Here is a 16,930-nt window from a genome sequence, read left to right on the forward strand (position 1 = left end):
GGGGAGGGTGAGGACGGGGGTTGAGAGGGAGTTGCTTAGGGAGGAGGAAGATGTGCTCAGGAACTCACGTTCTACTCAGTGCTGGGAGGGAAGATGAACGCGAGGCTCTGGACCCCTGAGCTTGAGGTTGAGGGAGACTTCCGGTACGTGATAGCTGACGGGAAGTGGGTCAAGCTCAGGGGAGGGAAGGGAGTCCTCCTGGTGACAGGCGTCACGCGCGAGGGTAGGAAGGCTGTGCTGGACTTCGTTTTGGCTAAGGAGGAGGACGCGAGGAGTTACTGGAGGCTTTTTGCAAGGGTGTGGAGGAAGTTCAACTTCAAGCTCGTGGTTGCGGACATGGTCAGGTCCGTGGACTCCGCGCTTGAGCTCTCGGAAATAGACGCGAAGAGGCAGCTCTGCCTCAACCACGTCAAGAGGCGCTTAGACCGCGACGAAAGGAAGGAGGTCGACCTCCTCGTGTCTGGCCTGCTCGCCGAGTTACCTGACAGGATCAAGGAACTGGTGGAACGCGGTCTCCTCTCCTTCCTCTCCCTTCCTCAAGAACTTCAGCGCCTCCTCTCCACCAACAACCTAGTGGAGTCCTTCAACTCCCTGGTGGAGAGGAGGAGGTTCGGCAAGTGCCACACGCCCCACAGGCTAACCCAGATCGTCTGGGCCATCGCCGATAACTACAACATTTTGGATAATTTTTTGTAGAAATGGAATAATATCCATATACTTTTCGTTTTCTTTACGATCGAGACGTCATCACTCAATTAATCCTACATTGAATAATGAGAAATGAAGGAACTAGAATTCAATTCGCAATGGAGACCTGAATGGCCCAATGATACCTTCCATTTATTTCGTTTCACTGTATTAGGACTATATTGTAAGACCCCCATAGCGTCGTAAGGCTTGCATAAATTTGTCTTATGACTTCGTGACTTCGCATTGAATTCCTTGAAACTCAAATATGCCAAATGACCACACTGTGAAATCCCCCTTCCTGACATTCTTTTAACATTTTCTTAATGGTGCATCTCATTGTTATTTATGTAGTATGCGAAGTAAAGAAAATCTTATAACAAAGAATTTTCGCACTATTAGGTAACTATGGATAAGTCTATAACGGTTAGTACAACGCACGACAGAAAGTCAGTCTCCACAATACTGGTGAATCCCTCCTTTGTGCTTCCGCGGCTCTTTCCTCCCATTAAGGAAGTAACGGTTGAGGGAAATTCCTTTAATGCAGAGGGAAGGTTTCTGACCACAAAGTTTCACATGCATGGTTCAGTAATTGTCAAGGGCGAGATAATTTACGGCTTCTATCTTTCAGCAGGAGGAGGACAGGGAAACGGTAGATTGATAATCAAGGTAAATGAAGGACAGGTTGATCTGCGACTGGAGTATGAAGGAAAGATGGAAAAGCTGTCTGGGATATTCTTCATGGACAGATGGTTCTCTGACTTCGCCTCTAAACTGGACGAGGAGATTGGAAAGGAGAAGGCAAGAAAGACCCTTTAAGCGACAGATTACCGCTTACTTCTTTCTCTTAACCTTCATTTTCCTCGCTTTCACCAGAGCCAATCCAACGTTTTCATCGTGTTTTACCACGACCTTTCCCTTCTCAAATCTAGCATATAAAAAGGTGTACTTCCCCTCGCTAAGCTTATCATAGTATCTCAACCTTCCCAGGTCAAATCTCTTGCCAATGTTTTCAAGAACTGCTATGTCCCTCCTCTCATCCTCACCTGGAGGTAGAGGAAAGACGTGGAGGGTCTTCATCAATCATTATTTATGATCCGGGATTATATCATTAATCATGGACGACGAGAGGAAGCTTGTGCTTCAGGAGCTAGAGAAAGCTGTTAAGGAATTTGTTTCTCAAGAAAGATCGTATCTCTTAATACCTGAAGTTAGGACTAACATTGGATATGCAGTCAGAAACGCCAAGGAGTCGAACGATGTAGCTGCCATACCCGGGAGGATAACCACAGCGTTCCAGAGGGCCATTTACTGTCTTCCCCCTGCATTTGGAGCCTCAGATCACGTGGCGAGGGTCATTCTCACAGCCATGAAGTATGATCCTGACATTAGGAGCGCCATCAATCTTGCGTACTACCCACAGTTTCTCAGACTAAACCCCTACCTCTTTGACCGCTCTCAAGAACCTCAGGCGCAGAAGCCTGTGGAGGGGAGAACAATGAACTTCATGATAGAGAAGGCTGTAAGGGAAGTGGGAAGAGTGCCGGAACTGATCGTGGACAAGGGAGATTTCGGCAAGGAGCCTGGGCTATTTATCCTTGGGAGGAATCCATCTGAGGTGGTTAGCAGGGCAATTCACTTGCTCTCACTGCTTTGAGACTCCAGGATCCTCTCTATCTTGGCGCGACATTCCATGAGAACGGAGCTTACCTCGTCATACACCTTCTCGTTTACCATTTTTTCCCTATAGCTGTAAAGTACGAGGCTAATGTCAAAGAGCATGCTAACCAGTTTCCTGTAATCCACCGGCGTCGAGAATACGGATTTCACGTTAGCCTTTGCCTCCGCCCATTTCTTGAGACCTTCATCCGTTAGACTGTAGACCTTTTTACCGTCGTGTTCCTCCACCTTGACTAATCCCTCATTAATCAGGTTCTTAAGGACTGGGTAAAGGGATCCCGGGCTCGGCTTGTACACTCCATTGAACTTGCCCTCAATGGTCTTCATTATTTCATACGCATGCATGGGTTTATGGTGAAGCGCGTCCATTATGAGGAACTTCAGAGCCCCTCGTCTCAGTCTCTCTAAGTTCATCTTCATTATGGTAGTGTATTTAACAAGAGTAAAATAATTCTACGCGTTCCAAGTGCTGGGCTAGACCGCTAACTCCTTTTGACTGGTTCTCAGTGGACATACTCTGTCAACTCCTATCCTTAAAATGATGAAGAGATTATACATGAATCATGGATGTCACTCTGGAAAAGAGGAAGGGATATCTCCTCCTTACGTTCAACACTGGTGGTAAGTATAACGTTTTCACCACCAGGTTCATGATAGAAATGATAGACTCTCTCTCTGAGATTGAAAAGATAAGGGATCCCCACTACCTTGTGATAAGGGGAGAGAACGGGAATTTCGGGGCCGGCGCTGATGTTAAGGAACTGTTGAAGGCCAATGGCGACAAGGAATACGCCAGGGTCTATTTCGGCCACATGAAAGATCTGTTCGTGAAAATGTTATCCCTGAATAAAGTTACCATAGGACTTGTGGAGGGGGTTGCATATGGTGCCTCCATGGAACTTCTCCTTGCTCTTGATCTAGTGATTGGGAAGAAGGGGACTAGGTTCGCCGCTCCAGGAGGAAGGCTGGGAGTTTTCCCACCAGTTTTGGTCTCCATTGGACCCTATCTCCTAGGACACAGGGCTTCAAGGAAGCTGGCCATGTTGGGAGAGGAACTGGACACGCAGGGGGCAATAAACGTGGGGCTGATAGATTACGAGGTTGAAGACATGGATAAGGGACTTATGGAGGTCCTCAACAGGTTAAAGGCCATGTCCCCATCGGCCCTAGTAAGAATGAGGAAATTGATACTTCTGAGCCTGATACCTCATCTGGAGAAGGCATTTGACGAACTCGCCACTCAAGTGACATCAGACGAGGCCAAGGAGGGCATAAGCTCTTTCTTCTCCAAAACCACCCCTTCCTGGTCCTCAGTCGGTTTCTCTTAGTTTCATTAATCTTCCCCCCACGTATACGAATGCCACGGTGAGGATTGCTATGTAGCCCACGTCAAAGAGCGAGGGTAGAACGTTATAGACTACCAGATCCCTGATGACATCATTTATCACAGAGAGAGGCTGGTAGGCAACTATGGGCTTGAGAAGGGGAGGAAAGGCACTGAGGTTAAAGAAGGCGTTACTGAGGAACATGAGGGGAAATACAAGAACGTTAGCCGCTGTCTGGGCTACGAACAGTTTGTCCTTGGGGCTCAGGCCGAAAATTACGGCCCCCAATCCCGCAAACATCAGGGTGGAGATGGCCAAGAACGCGACGAATGACACGCTGATAAGCGGTAAGAATCCGAAGGCAAGACCCAAGAGAAGTATGGGAACCGTGGAGATCAGGGTTATTACGATTTCATATACTATCAAACCCATAACCCATTCGTAGCTCCTGAGGGGAGAGGCTGCTATCCTATCCACCAGTCTATCCCTGTAATATCCAGCGGCCACACCCGTAACCCCAAATACACCGTTCGACAAGGAGATAACACCTATCATGCCTGAAATCACGTAATCGTAATAGGTGAAGCCCTGTTGCGAAGAAACGTGGAAGGAAACTGTATTGACCCCTGAGAGGTAATTCTGAATAATGGCTTCCAGGGAGGGCACTAGGTAGTTATCCTGTTGAGGATACACTATGTCAACCTTACTCCCGTTTACCGAAACGTAAACGTAATTGTGAAGAAGGGCTTCCCTCTCGTCCGATCCCACAATTCCCGTGAAAAGTTGAGTGCCGTTCAGGTAACTGGCCAGAGAGGGGTTTCCGTTTACCATGACCATAACATGAGGTTCCGCCGCGGCCCCGAATCCCAGGGCGAAAATAAGCGTCAGGAAAAGCGGGAAGAAGATCACAAAGAAAAGGGTTGTCTTACTGCTCAGGTTGTCCTTTATGATGGCCCAGGCAGTGATCAGAGCATTCCTCATCAAGCATCACCCAGAGATTCCATGAGAGCTAGATAGGCCTCCTCCAGAGTCTGCTTCCTGAACTCCTCCATGAGTTCCCCAGGAGTTGAAAGCCTAACTATCTTCCCATTAAAGATGATGCCAATCCTGTCGGAGAGCTTCTGAGCTTCGTCCAAATAGTGGGTGGTAAGCAGAACAGATATCCCTCTTTTCTTCACGTCAGTTATGAGATTCCACACGTCTCTTCTAGACCTTGGGTCAAGTCCCACGGTGGGCTCATCCATAAAAAGCAGCTTTGGGTCGCCTGCCAGAGAACATGCAATGGCCACTCTCCTCTTGTACCCGCCAGAGAGGTTCCTGAACCTAGTTTTCCTGTACTCAATTAGATCCAGGGATTTCATCAGCTCCTCGACCTGCGACTTGTCCCCCTTGTAGAGTTTCACGAAATATCTGATGTTTTCCTCTACCGTTAGATCAGAGAATCCCTGAAATTCCTGCGGTACAACCCCAACTCTCTCCCTGACCTTGTCACATTGCTCAGGGACATTAAACCCCATCACCTCAACCTTTCCGTTGGTAGGCTTAGTTATGCAGGAAAGTATCTTCACCGTGGTTGTCTTTCCCGCTCCATTGGGACCGAGCAACGAAAATATCTCTCCGCTTTCCACGTGAAAGGTTATTCCCCTTAAGGCCTCCTTTCGCCTGTTGTAAACTTTCCAGAGGTTCTCCACATCGACTATTCTCATGAGTCCGATATATCTGAATAAGGGAAAGTAATTAATTTATCGTAAATCCGTAATTAACTATGGGGCTAGTGTGAAGGTTAACAAATCCAGTCTATCCTGAACCCATGATCACTCAAGTTTAAACCAATGACGTCTAGGAATATTAGGTTAAGATATTTAACATTGCATCTTGATTTTATTATGGACTGATGATCATGTTCTATCTGCCAATCTTCCTTATAGTTGCCTCTTTAATGACCGCTTTCTCCATTTACTTAATTTACCTAGTGAAGAAAGGAATAAACGGAATTGGCTTCCTCCTTGTGCTCTACCTGAGCGGAAGCATGGTAGTTATGTTCGCCTCTCTCTCAGTGTTCTTCTCCTCTCCTAATCAGACCACCGAGGCGTTGGCTTTGGCCTCCAATTCTGCGTACATGATCTTCGGCCTCATACCGATTCTCTTTACCATTAACAGGAAACCTAATACAAGAAGGTGGTACACAGTCCTGCTCTTTGCTCTGACCATGGCCATCTCGGAGGCATTGATGGGAGAGACATTCTACTCAATCCTGACTAAACAGCTGGGAAACCCCCTGCTCGGTGTTCAGAATTACTGGTATTTTGGCGTCATGATATCTGAAATGATATTCACCCTTCTTTACTCGCTCAGGAGTATGGAGAGGACTCTCAGAAACTACCTGATTGTCGCCCTCCCCATTATGGGTATAGCCCCAGTTATTTTCCCCAATGATTCTACCTTCATAACTGTAACCACTTGGCTGAACGCCAGTCTAATGATTGTAGCGACTATCCTCATTTACGAGACGCTCTATAGGGACAGGCTCAAGAAAACTCAGGAGACCATGACCTCGCTGGAAATCATGCTCCTCTTCACCTTTATGATGGCGGGACTTTTCACCTATTACCTGTCCGGGACCTGGTACGTATTTGACCTCTCCATGTTGGCTGGAATGACGTGGTTCATTTACAGGGCAATTCAAGGACCGAGCCACCTGAAAGGAAACTACACAAGGGACGCTATCTGGACGTTCTCTTTCATCCTTGTTACCTTTATAATGGAGTGGTTCATGGGAGGAGTCCTAGATTTCGTGACTGGAAACTTTGCCACGGGCGTATCGGGATTCCTTTCTTCCCTGTCCCTAGGATTCGTAAATCCCACCCTGGACCTGGGACTGGGAGCGATCTTTGACTTCCTTTCCATCTTTGGTTCAGTTACCGGCTCTATCTGGTTTCTCATCATGATGGGAACTGAGATGGGAATGCTTGCTGTGTTCAGGATAGGACAAGTGAGGCTACGTGAGAACAAGGTTAGGCTTGCACTGATGGTGTCGGCGTATGCAATTTACACCATTTATCTACCTTCATTCTCCCCTCTGGCATCCAAGATACCCTACATACCCTACATGTGGAGCATGGGCCTAGGCACCCTTGGTCCAGTCGCGATCAAATACCTACTCCCGGGTATAGTGGGAACATACGTGGTGAGCGCAATCCTATCTTTCCTCTTCGGCTCAAGGCAGATATGCTCCGTAACGTGCACCGCTCCCACCATGTATCAGGGAACTTTTTATGATTCCCTCAAGAACTTCAATAGGACCTCAAAACTGGGAAGAAAGACCCTTTCTAGTAAACTAAGACCTTGGTATAAGGTCATTGCCCTGTCAGTATGGGTTTCCCTCCTTGCCTTTGCAGTGATCTCCTATCTAGATCAGATTGGAGTCCTGAACCTCACCGTGTTTGGAAATGATCCCACAGTGTTCCTTTACTCCTTCTACTTCAATTTCCTGTGGTACATTGTCTTCATTTCCATCCCCTTCATGGGTTCCTATGCCTGTGTTACCCAGGGATGGTGCTCCTGGGGCACCTTCAATCAGTTCTTTGGAGGACTGGGACTGTTCAGGCTAAGGGTTAAGGATCCAGGCCTGTGCGTGAAGTGTGAGACCAAGGCCTGTGCTGAGGCGTGCCCAGTAGGCAACACGGACCTACCTGGAAACTTCATTAGGAAGGGAGAGTTCAAGTCCATGAGATGCATAGGCGTGGGTGACTGCGCCGAGGCGTGCCCTCACGACAATATCACCTTCTACGACATAAGGTCGTGGCTCAAGGAAAAATTAAAGTGATTTCCTGATTTATTTAGTTTCCTATTTTATTAAATTTCTATCAATTATTTCTCGTCAGAGTTAATGGAGTAATTTTAACTTTTATAAGACAAACGTATATATTGGTTATCCTTGTTAATGATAGTATGGAAACTCCCATAAGCGGATTGGTAAACTTCGTTAAACAAGTCTTCCAACTTGACAAGGACTGGTTATCCAGAATCACCATGGCAATGATTGTAATGAGCTTGATATGGGGAATGCTTGGCATAATAGATGCCCTGATGGCGAGGATTCAGGAAGCGGTATGGGCGACGTCCTCCAATTTCATACTGACCTCTCAGGAATATTACGGGTCCATTACGCTTCACGGGGCTAGGGACCTGTTCGGATTCGCCGTCCAGCTGGAGATAGCTGTCTTCGCCTTCCTGTCCCTCAGAATTCTGAAGATGGAGCCCAGGGCCAAGTGGTTCATGAATCTCTCCTTCATCATCTTCAATATTTCCTTCATGCTGCTTGAGGGGCCCATAGTCCTTTATCCAACCTTCAACGATAACTACTTTTCTGCAGGCTCCTGGTATTATCTAGCCCCCCTTGGATTACCCAACTACTCACAGTACGTTCTGAGCCCGCTGTGGTACATCGGAATGGAGCTACTAGATATTGGAACCTATATGTTCGTTATCTGGCTAATATACCACTTTTACCTGGCCTCAAAGACCACAAAGGAGAAACTACCTATTTTCACGGTTTACGCCCTGATGACGGCGTTAATGATTGCCATAGGATGGAGCGGTGAGGCTGCTGCTAACACGTGGGACCTTCTGGCAATTGCTGGAGTAACTGGAATGAACGTAATAGCCAATCAGATAGCGTTCTGGATCCTTGGACACTCCATCGTGTACATAGTATGGATGCCGGCTGTAGCTTCCATGTACTATCTAATTCCCCTACTTGCGAACAAACCCCTGTACAGCGACAAGATGGCGAGAATAGCTGCGCTCATGTACCTCATCTTCTCCAATAATGTTCCAATTCATCATCTCTACATGGTGAACTTCCCTGTCTCTGTGAAGGTTATGCAGGAAGTTCTCACCTACGCCGTGGTTGTACCTTCCATGCTAACTTTCTTCAACCTATGGGCTACCGTGAAGGGAGCATCAGTAAAGATCAATCTAATCTCCATGTGGATAAGCATAAGCTTCGCGGGGGCGATCGCTGCAGGTGTAACGGGAATTTCTAACGCGAACATAGCCTTCGACTCCATCATTCACAACACAATGTGGGTTCCAGGTCATTTCCACGCAATGATATTCTACTCGATCGTTCCCGCCGGTTTCGCCACGCTTTATTACATGGTTCCAATGCTCACGGGAAGGATGTGGTACTCCACCAAGATTGGATGGTTACACATGATTGGATACATGATAGGAACAACCATGGTAGTCTACGGATTTGATGCCCTGGGACTTGCAGGTCTTACGAGAAGAGCAGAGGTATTCCCAAGAACGCCCGTGTATGTTACTCCAGAGCTGATATCTGCGCTGGGTGCATTGATAGCTGACGTCGCAACATTGGCCTGGCTTGGAAATCTGGTATTGACGCTTCTGAAAGGAAGAACTGCAAATCTGGAGGGGCTCTCCATAGGCGAGACCATTAACACGGTGGCACTACAGCTAGGAGCCCCTGAGCTATCAGGTTTCAGCGCTCCCAGCGTTATTGGCCTGATAAAGGCAGAGGAGACCAAAATAAAGAGCCTCTTCACGAGGATGAAGATAATAAGATAAGTTAAGCCAGCTGTTTTTTATTAGCTACTTCCTTTAGAATTTCCTCAACTTCTGGAAATCTTTTTAGCTGATACCTAGAAAGTTTTAGTTCCCCATCCACGTACACATCGAAAATACCGTTCTTCCCCTGTTCCAACTCTACCTTTACGTCATCAAAATATGAGAGAACTTCCCTTGAGGCCTCCAGGGCCCTATCCAGATAACCGCAGGGCCTGCAATAAACTATCTTAACTGTGTGCATGAGATGATCAAGTTTACCTCAGTTAAATAGTTAACTACCTAAATAGAGTAATAATTCAAATTTATTAATGGGAACGGAGGATCTTCACGCGGTCCTTGGGTAACATCAACTTATTCTTTCAAGTTATAGTTTAGCGGTGAGAGTCTATACCACACTTTTTAAGTGAAACATCTTCACCATGAATGTGCTTTGGTTAATCTTCACTTCAGGTAAGTGTAATTTAACCTGTGATTACTGTGGCGGTTCCTTTGAGAAGGAGGTAGTTCCTTGGAAGGTAAAGTATAACGTCGAGAAGTTGAGGGAACTGATCTCCAGAGACCCCGACCCTACGGTCATTTTCTACGGCGGAGAACCACTATCTAACCCCAGATTTATTGCCCAGTTCATGGACACAGTAAAGGCCTCAAGATATGGTATACAGACCAACGGGACTATGGTGAAACTTCTCCCTGAGAAGTACTGGAGGAGAATGAATGTGGCCCTTCTCTCGATAGACGGAAGAAAGGAGATAACGGATAAGCATAGGGGTAGGGGGATTCACGACAGGGTGATAACCAACGCCAGTTACCTTAAATCGCTTGGCGTAGAAACCATAGCCAGAATGACGGTTACGCAGGACAGTGACATCTACGAGGAAGTTACATATCTGCTCAACACGGGAGTTTTTGACAAGATCCACTGGCAACTCAACGTGGTATGGACGGACAGATGGAACGTAGAGGAATGGGCCAAAACCAGCTACCTCCCGGGAGTAAGGTCGCTGGTCAGGCTATTTGAGGAATCCCTCAAACAGGGTAGAATTTTGAGGATAATTCCCATCCTCGGAGTGATAAGTGCCCACTATTTCGGAGGTTACAGGGGATCACCCTGCGGGGCCGGTTATAACTCAGTGTCAGTCACAACGGACGGGAGGATAATCTCATGTCCAATAGCTGTCAGAGAGAAGTGGGCTGAATTGGGTAACGTAAACACCGGCTTCAGGCTTCTGGACGAACCCCTACCCAGCGAGTGCAGGACATGCGAATTCAACAGAGTTTGCGGTGGAAGGTGTCTCTACGCCTCCCAAGAAAAGTACTGGGGGGAGGAAGGATTCAAGGTGGTTGACGACATCAACAAGGAATATCTCCGAACCGTGCTCTCACTCATTCCAACCGTGGAATCACTGGTACGAGAGGGCAAGATTTCGTTGAATGACCTCTACTACGATCCCACAAAGGACTCCACCGAAGTAGTACCATGATCTCTTAATGAAGAACACCGCAAAGTAATAAAGGACCGTCCCATGTATAATCACTATGGATTCAGCATTCTTCAATGAGGTCGCAAAAAAATGGCAAGAAAAGTGGGAGAACAATAGGGTATTTGAGGCCAATCCATCTACCTCTGAGAAGTACTTCATTACCGTGGCATTTCCCTACACCAACAGCCCCCTCCATATAGGACATGGAAGGACTTACATTACCGCTGACATAGTGGCGAGATATCAGAGAATGATGGGGAAAAACGTTCTTTTCCCCTTCGCGTTTCAGTTCACTGGAACCCCCATTCTCTCCATCTCCGAGTCAATCAAGAGGGGAGATAGGGACATAATCTCCGACTTCATCAACCTTTACAAGGTCAGCCCTGAGAAGGTTAAGGAGTTCGAGGATCCCCTGAAACTGGCCGAGTATTTCAGGGACGATATGAAAAGGATGGCCAAGGCCCTGGGACTTAGCGTGGACTGGAGGAGGGAGTTCACCACAATTGACCCCAGATTTGAACAATTCATAAAGTGGCAATTCAGGAAGCTGAAGGAGAAGGGCTTCATCACCACGTCCACCGACGCCGTGGGTTATTGCCCCAATGACAATTTCCCTGTGGGAATGCATGACACCAAGGGAGACGTGGAGCCTGAGATCCAGGAGATGGATGTGATAGAATTTGAGGGTAAGGACGTGGTTTTTCCCACTGCAACCTCCAGACCGGAGACCGTATTTGGGGCAAACGCAGTCCTGATAAACCCTGAAACCACTTACGTGATCGTGAGAGGTTCCAACTGGGTTCTCTCCAAGGAGGCGTTCAAGAAGCTTAGCTATCAGAGGGAGCTCGTCCCCGAGAGGGAGGTCCAGGGAAAGGACCTGATTGGATTGACCGTGAAAAACCCCATAACTGGAAGGGACGTGAAGGTGTACGGAAGCAGATATGTAGACGCCAGGCTGGGTACAGGTTCCGTAATGGCCGTTCCCGCACATGAGCCCCTACACTACCTTGGTCTATCGGAGGTACTGAATGAGGTGGAAGTGATTCCGGTCATCAACACCGAAGGCTACGGTGACTTCCCAGGACCGGAAGTTCTTGCCCTTGCGGGTACCAAGAACCCGGCCGAACTCAAGGACTACATAGACACCCTCTACAGGGAGGAGTACTACAAGGGCGTTATGAGGGAGGATATCGTGGACCTGGTGCCCGATTACATGAGATCCCTCGTTAAGGACAGAATTGCAGGGAAGAGAGTTCCTGAGGCCCGCAGAGAGACAGTGGAACTGCTCAGGAGTCTTGGGAAACATGACCTTGTATACGAGATATCCAATGGGCCAATTTACTGCAGGTGCGGTGCGGAGATCGTTGTTAAGGTGATCAGGGATCAATGGTACATAACATACGATAACCCGCTGTGGAAATCATGGACCATGAAGGCACTGGACAGGATTAGCATCATCCCTGAAGAGGCTAGAAGGGATATGACAAAGGCCATCTTTTCCATGAGGAGGAGGGCATGTTCCAGAAGCAGAGGACTTGGAGTTAAACTCCCCTGGGATGAATCCCAGATAATAGATAGCCTGAGCGATTCCACCATCTACACTGCATTCTACACGGTTGCACATAAGCTGAATTACGACCCGTCCAAACTCAATGATCAGTTCTGGGATTTCGTGATGCTGGGAAATGGAGATCCAGCAGAGGTCGGTAAGACCACCGGGATAAGCCCCGAGAAACTGAAGGACCTCAGAAATGAGTTCTCGTACTGGTACCCCCTTGACTCCAGACATAGCGGAAGAGACCTTGTTCAGAACCACCTTCCATTCCTGGTTTACAACCATCTGGCCATATTCGGGGAGAGCCTCCTGCCCAGACAGATAGTGGTTAACGGCTTCGTGAGGGTTGGAGGGAAGAAGATGAGCAAGAGCTTCAGGAACATTTACCCGCTCTATAAGGCCGTGGAGGAGTACGGTGTGGACCCTGTGAGGCTTGCATTGACGATTTCCTCTGAACTGCTGGAAGACACGGACTTTGATGTAAACACAGTGAAGGCTGTGACGGATCAGCTACGCAGGATGTATGATCTGGCGGTGAATGTATCCAAGCTAAAGGAGAACGACAACGTGGGACTTCCAGAAAAATGGTTGCTTTCTATCATCCACTATAAGGTTAAGGAAGTAGGCGAGCTGATGAGCTCCCTGGACCTCAGAAAGGCGTTCAACATCATCCTGTACGAATATTATGAAATCCTCAGGGATTACCTCAGCATGATAAGTACCCCTAACACGGGGGTGTTGAGAAAGGCCGTGGAGGTCTGGGCCAGACTGATTGCACCAGGAGCCCCACATATTGCCGAGGAGATATGGCACATATTCAATGAGGGTTTTGTCTCGCTCGCCAGATATCCCGCACCCGACGAACTTGAGGTCGATGGACAGGCAGTGATCCAGCTTGAATACATAAGGCACCTCATTAACCAAGTGAAGGAAATTTCCTCAATGGCCAGCAAGCAACCCGAGAAGCTCATCATTTACGTCTCCAACTCCGACGAGCTAGGAATTCTCAGGACTGTATTGAGGGGACTGAAGGAGAGAAAGAACCTAAGGGAGCTTAGCTCAATGACGGGACAGAGAGAGGAATACCTGAGAAGCCTTGTGGAAAGGATCCAATCCCTACCTCCAATCCTGAGAGATCTAGTCGTGGTCTACCCACTGGACGAGTTCAAGACGATAACCGAGAATCTCAACTTCCTCGTCAGAAGATTGGACGTGGATGAGATCCAGGTGTACAGGTCAGATGATGTCAGCGCACCGGACTTAAAGGGGAAAAAGAGTAATGCCCTGCCCTTACTACCTGGTATTGCAATAATCTAGGTGGGAATTTGGAATTACTTGAAACGCAGGAAGTATTTGAAAGAGTAAGTCAGTTGATTAATTCCGCTACTGAGAGGCTAATCGTCCTGACCGATAAGCTGAGAGATTCCATCGCCCAAGATCTTCTGAGGAAGGCCGGAAGTGGAGTGGATGTAAGGCTAATTACCTCAGATCTTAACTGGGCCAGATGGCTCGAGAATAGGGCTAAAGGTTACATGAAGGATGAGGAGGAAAAGATATCCCAAGAAATCCAAGAGCTCTCCAACAAGATTGAGTTGTACACCAGATTGCCATGGATAGTGCTGGTGACCGTAGGGGCAGTATGGGTTGTTCTTCTTATTAAGGGCATAAGGGGTTTAGAAATTGTACCAGCACTTCTGCTGGGTCTGGGTATCATCTATTACATGCTGTACTTCTCCTATAGGAAGAGGAAAGCATGTAGGGAAGAGGTTGCAGTTAAGGTGGAGAGCAGAGAAAGGATGGCAGAAGAATATAAGGGAGTAAGGGAGAGCCTCACCAAGCACCTACACGTCGTGGAGATAGATTTCGAGCTAAGCTTCAGCGTGATAGTCTCAGATTCTAATGCAATGATTACTTCCACTCCGCTTGAAACCGAGAAAGAAAAGGGCTATCACGTGTACACCGAACTTGAAGTGGAAGATGCCATGAAAATAATCAATTCAATATTATCTATGCAATCCTTGAAACCGCCTTAAGGATCTCTATTCCCTGCTTTATTCCCTTCTCGGATCCCCTTATTGGATTAGCCTCGAAAAACTTCTCCACCTCTTCAACTCTCCCCACTCCGAGTAGGGGTATTACGTCAGCCATAACCCTGCCGAATATCCCGGTCCCTTGATAGATCTCTGCAACCTTCCTGGCATGTATCTTTATCCACTCCCATACCGCATCCCTCACGCCCGGATAGAATAGAGAGTACTGGAGGGATCTAATTATGTCCTGCTTCTTCATCTCCCCCGTGAATACCATGCTAAGGACATTGACAACAGAGTGAGGTGAGTTCATGGAGAGCATGGCATTGAGAAGCCTAGTTTTATCCTCGTCAAATTTAGATTGTTTATAGAGGGTCAAGAGCTGATCCAGCACCTTAGGACCTGAGGACACGGCGTAGGCTACAGCAACGGCGCTTTTCAGGTCTCCGTCCAACTGTTCGTACTGGGCAAACTGAGCGGAGAGGGATTTCGCGAATTCATGGTCCATCTTTGATAGGTTCATGGCCAAGGTGGAGTAGGTTCTCCTGCCCACAGGGTCATTCCTGCCACTCCACTCCTTCACTTGCTTCATGTGGAATTCCTTTGCAATATCCCCGTACTTTTGACTATTCACTGCGTACAACATGGAGAGCTGATCTGCCAACTCCAGCACGGGAAGGTGATGCTTGGCGTTCATTAAACTTCTCACAGTCCTGAAGTACTCGTCCCTTGAGACTTTCCCTGCAAGGAGGAAGGCAAAGTAGTCGTTTGCTAGACCCCACTGCTCCTCTGGCGTTAGCTCCGAGTTTAGGACTGGCGTCAGATCAGAGTATAGCACTCTGTAGAACCCGGCCTTGTCCAGGTTTACCTTGAGCTTCTTCACCTGCCCTACCCTGATCCTGACGCTCTTACCCTCCATGACCAAGTCCTTTTTCTCCCCGTTAACCGTTAGAGTTAAGGGGATAGGGTAGGTCTTATCTGGGACGGGATGTAGACCAAACCTTTCCTGGGTAATTTCCAGCTCGTCTCCCTTAATCTCCACCCTGACAAGAGGATATCCTTCCTCAAGTATCCAGTGGGGCATTATCTTGGAAACAGGCTTACCCGATGCCTCCTCAAGGCTGGACCATAGGTCCTTTCCCTCAGCGTTTCCGTAGCTGAACTTCTCCAGGTACTTGGAAATACCCTTCCTGAACTCCTCCTTCCCTATGTATGACTCGATCATTCTCAGGATTGACGCGCCCTTACCGTAGCTTATGTCGTCAAAGATCTGTTCCACCTCCTCCGGGGAGTTAACCTTAGTTTCGATGGGATGGGTAGTGGGAATGGAGTCCTTCAACAGAGCCCCAGCCGTCTCGTCCAAGAGGAATTCTCCCCACATATACCAGTCTGGCCTGAGCATGTCTATTATCTTGTAACTCATGAAGGTGGCGAAACTCTCGTTAAGCCATAGATCGTTCCACCACTTCATGGTAACTAGATCTCCGAACCATTGATGGGCTAGCTCGTGTGCCACCACCTCTGCTACCCTCCTGATGTTGGAGAATCCAGACTTCTCGTCTGCAAGCAGAGCGGTCTCCCTGAAAGTGATAGCACCCCAGTTCTCCATGGCACCGAAGGCGAATTCTGGGACAGCTATGAGATGAACCTTGGGCAGCTGATATTTTATACCGTAATACTCCTCGTACTTCTTTATGAAGTCCCTCGCCATCTCGGCGGGGAGCCTCGCCTTACCGATCTTCCCGGGAACCGTGGCCACAATTATCTCGGGGGTATTCTGCAGCCTGAACTCCTCAAATTTGCCCACTCCTACGTAGAGGAGGTATGTGGACATGGGAGGGGTCTCGTGAAATTCGTAGGTAACCTGATCCTTTTCCTCCCTTGTTCCCCTGACCGGCATATTGGAGATTACCTGCAGTCCCTTGTCCACTGTCACAGATAATCTGAACTTGGCCTTGTATGCTGGATGATCCACGCATGGTATGAACTCCCTAGCGTGACTCGATTCAAACTGCGTGGATATCATGTAACTGCCATCATAGGGTGCCCTGTATATTCCAACGAGGGTATCCCTAACTTTTCCCGAGAAGGTTACCTTGAGGTTGCCCGAGAATTTACCCGTTCCAATTTTCACTTTGTTCTCATCCTGCTGGAAAGTGATAGGCTTTCCGTCAACCTCCACTAAATGAATCTCCAGTCCCACGGCGTCAAGTTCCACTCCATTCTCAGTCTCTAAGTTGATGACCTCTGTTCCCCTGTAACTCAATTCCTTAAAATTGAAAATTACATGAATATCATACGAGTTTATCTTCATGAAACCATGTGAACATCGTTCAACTAAAAAACTTATGGACTTGACCACTGATGTAAATGTCTTTCCATGGTTCCTGAACCCTACGTAAAGATAGGCTATTTTCTGGATCTGGACCAACCACTCTGCGTGCTATAGAAATGAATTAACCTGTCCCTTTCGGATATCGAGAGGCCCAAGTTTTATAGTTCATAGCATCAATCCTTCAATGTCCGGACAGTGATGAGAGACGAGATTCGGTGAGCCCTTTGAAAGCACTCCTACTAACG

At 47.8% G+C, this 16,930-nt stretch carries 15 protein-coding genes; 9 read left to right on the forward strand and 6 right to left on the reverse strand.

Annotated features, from left to right (window positions below; all coding sequences use genetic code 11):
* Positions 1-93: 93 nt before the first annotated feature.
* Together L3N51_RS03030 and L3N51_RS03035 are read left to right on the forward strand one after the other, a co-directional pair.
* A complete protein-coding gene (locus tag L3N51_RS03030) occupies positions 94-696 on the forward strand; it encodes a transposase (protein WP_428846153.1) in 603 nt (200 codons plus the stop codon).
* A 399-nt stretch (positions 697-1,095) separates the two neighbouring features.
* Positions 1,096-1,506, forward strand: coding sequence for a DUF3211 domain-containing protein (locus L3N51_RS03035; protein ID WP_238025384.1), 411 nt, complete (start codon positions 1,096-1,098; stop codon positions 1,504-1,506).
* A gap of 15 nt (positions 1,507-1,521) precedes the next feature.
* Here the strand turns inward: L3N51_RS03035 and L3N51_RS03040 are convergent, their stop codons facing one another.
* Positions 1,522-1,767, reverse strand: a complete 246-nt coding sequence (locus L3N51_RS03040; RefSeq protein ID WP_238025385.1) for a hypothetical protein — start codon at positions 1,765-1,767, stop codon at positions 1,522-1,524.
* A gap of 37 nt (positions 1,768-1,804) precedes the next feature.
* Here L3N51_RS03040 and L3N51_RS03045 point away from each other — a divergent pair, with 37 nt between their 5' ends.
* On the forward strand, positions 1,805-2,344 hold the full coding sequence (locus L3N51_RS03045; RefSeq protein WP_238025386.1) for a thiamine-phosphate synthase family protein: 540 nt from the start codon (positions 1,805-1,807) through the stop codon (positions 2,342-2,344).
* Here L3N51_RS03045 and L3N51_RS03050 read toward each other — a convergent pair.
* Positions 2,323-2,787 (reverse strand): PadR family transcriptional regulator, encoded by a 465-nt coding sequence (locus L3N51_RS03050; RefSeq protein WP_238025387.1) that lies wholly within the window; start codon positions 2,785-2,787, stop codon positions 2,323-2,325. The genes L3N51_RS03045 and L3N51_RS03050 overlap by 22 nt on opposite strands.
* A gap of 143 nt (positions 2,788-2,930) precedes the next feature.
* On the opposite strand from L3N51_RS03050, the gene L3N51_RS03055 reads away from it, so the two are divergent.
* The gene (locus L3N51_RS03055; RefSeq protein WP_238025388.1) at positions 2,931-3,695 is read left to right on the forward strand and encodes an enoyl-CoA hydratase/isomerase family protein; all 765 of its coding nucleotides are present in this window, start codon (positions 2,931-2,933) and stop codon (positions 3,693-3,695) included.
* Here the strand turns inward: L3N51_RS03055 and L3N51_RS03060 are convergent.
* Together L3N51_RS03060 and L3N51_RS03065 are read right to left on the reverse strand one after the other, a co-directional pair.
* Positions 3,678-4,673: an ABC transporter permease gene (locus L3N51_RS03060; RefSeq protein WP_238025389.1), complete on the reverse strand. Its 996-nt coding sequence runs from the start codon at positions 4,671-4,673 to the stop codon at positions 3,678-3,680. The two genes, L3N51_RS03055 and L3N51_RS03060, sit on opposite strands and share 18 nt — an antisense overlap.
* Entirely contained in the window at positions 4,673-5,398 is a 726-nt protein-coding gene (locus L3N51_RS03065) for an ABC transporter ATP-binding protein (RefSeq protein ID WP_238025390.1), read from the reverse strand. Before L3N51_RS03065 ends, L3N51_RS03060 begins: the two co-directional genes overlap by 1 nt.
* Before the next feature lie 194 nt (positions 5,399-5,592).
* Between L3N51_RS03065 and L3N51_RS03070 the strand changes: the two genes are divergently transcribed.
* Entirely contained in the window at positions 5,593-7,518 is a 1,926-nt protein-coding gene (locus tag L3N51_RS03070; protein ID WP_238025391.1) for a 4Fe-4S binding protein, read from the forward strand.
* A gap of 125 nt (positions 7,519-7,643) precedes the next feature.
* A complete protein-coding gene (locus L3N51_RS03075; RefSeq protein WP_238025392.1) occupies positions 7,644-9,284 on the forward strand; it encodes a cbb3-type cytochrome c oxidase subunit I in 1,641 nt (546 codons plus the stop codon).
* Position 9,285: 1 nt separating this feature from the next.
* Here the strand turns inward: L3N51_RS03075 and L3N51_RS03080 are convergent, their stop codons facing one another.
* The gene (locus L3N51_RS03080) at positions 9,286-9,525 is read right to left on the reverse strand and encodes a SelT/SelW/SelH family protein (RefSeq protein ID WP_238025393.1); all 240 of its coding nucleotides are present in this window, start codon (positions 9,523-9,525) and stop codon (positions 9,286-9,288) included.
* 184 nt (positions 9,526-9,709) lie between these two features.
* Here L3N51_RS03080 and L3N51_RS03085 point away from each other — a divergent pair, with 184 nt between their 5' ends.
* From L3N51_RS03085 to L3N51_RS03095, 3 genes are read left to right on the forward strand one after another with little or no spacing between them, the layout of a single operon-like run.
* Positions 9,710-10,765 carry a radical SAM/SPASM domain-containing protein gene (locus tag L3N51_RS03085; protein ID WP_238025394.1) on the forward strand — a complete coding sequence of 352 codons (1,056 nt, stop codon included), beginning with the start codon at positions 9,710-9,712 and terminating at the stop codon, positions 10,763-10,765.
* Positions 10,766-10,820: 55 nt separating this feature from the next.
* Complete coding sequence (leuS, locus tag L3N51_RS03090; RefSeq protein WP_238025395.1) at positions 10,821-13,637, forward strand: leucine--tRNA ligase; 2,817 nt, start codon at positions 10,821-10,823, stop codon at positions 13,635-13,637.
* 8 nt (positions 13,638-13,645) lie between these two features.
* A complete protein-coding gene (locus L3N51_RS03095; protein WP_238025396.1) occupies positions 13,646-14,353 on the forward strand; it encodes a hypothetical protein in 708 nt (235 codons plus the stop codon).
* Here L3N51_RS03095 and L3N51_RS03100 read toward each other — a convergent pair.
* Entirely contained in the window at positions 14,328-16,664 is a 2,337-nt protein-coding gene (locus L3N51_RS03100; protein ID WP_238025397.1) for a M1 family metallopeptidase, read from the reverse strand. The genes L3N51_RS03095 and L3N51_RS03100 overlap by 26 nt on opposite strands.
* Between the last annotated feature and the right edge of the window lie 266 nt (positions 16,665-16,930).

Source organism: Metallosphaera javensis (ex Hofmann et al. 2022) (assembly GCF_022064045.1).
Classification (GTDB): Archaea; Thermoproteota; Thermoprotei_A; order Sulfolobales; family Sulfolobaceae; genus Metallosphaera; species Metallosphaera javensis.

What these genes read in the sequence shown, in the direction of transcription:
- L3N51_RS03030 (WP_428846153.1), top strand. Translation starts at nt 94, where the DNA reads ATGAACGCGAGGCTCTGGACCCCTGAGCTTGAGGTTGAGGGAGACTTC.
- L3N51_RS03035 (WP_238025384.1), top strand. Translation starts at nt 1,096, where the DNA reads ATGGATAAGTCTATAACGGTTAGTACAACGCACGACAGAAAGTCAGTC.
- L3N51_RS03040 (WP_238025385.1), bottom strand. Translation starts at nt 1,767, where the DNA reads ATGAAGACCCTCCACGTCTTTCCTCTACCTCCAGGTGAGGATGAGAGG.
- L3N51_RS03045 (WP_238025386.1), top strand. Translation starts at nt 1,805, where the DNA reads ATGGACGACGAGAGGAAGCTTGTGCTTCAGGAGCTAGAGAAAGCTGTT.
- L3N51_RS03050 (WP_238025387.1), bottom strand. Translation starts at nt 2,787, where the DNA reads ATGAAGATGAACTTAGAGAGACTGAGACGAGGGGCTCTGAAGTTCCTC.
- L3N51_RS03055 (WP_238025388.1), top strand. Translation starts at nt 2,931, where the DNA reads ATGGATGTCACTCTGGAAAAGAGGAAGGGATATCTCCTCCTTACGTTC.
- L3N51_RS03060 (WP_238025389.1), bottom strand. Translation starts at nt 4,673, where the DNA reads ATGAGGAATGCTCTGATCACTGCCTGGGCCATCATAAAGGACAACCTG.
- L3N51_RS03065 (WP_238025390.1), bottom strand. Translation starts at nt 5,398, where the DNA reads ATGAGAATAGTCGATGTGGAGAACCTCTGGAAAGTTTACAACAGGCGA.
- L3N51_RS03070 (WP_238025391.1), top strand. Translation starts at nt 5,593, where the DNA reads ATGTTCTATCTGCCAATCTTCCTTATAGTTGCCTCTTTAATGACCGCT.
- L3N51_RS03075 (WP_238025392.1), top strand. Translation starts at nt 7,644, where the DNA reads ATGGAAACTCCCATAAGCGGATTGGTAAACTTCGTTAAACAAGTCTTC.
- L3N51_RS03080 (WP_238025393.1), bottom strand. Translation starts at nt 9,525, where the DNA reads ATGCACACAGTTAAGATAGTTTATTGCAGGCCCTGCGGTTATCTGGAT.
- leuS (WP_238025395.1), top strand. Translation starts at nt 10,821, where the DNA reads ATGGATTCAGCATTCTTCAATGAGGTCGCAAAAAAATGGCAAGAAAAG.
- L3N51_RS03100 (WP_238025397.1), bottom strand. Translation starts at nt 16,664, where the DNA reads ATGAAGATAAACTCGTATGATATTCATGTAATTTTCAATTTTAAGGAA.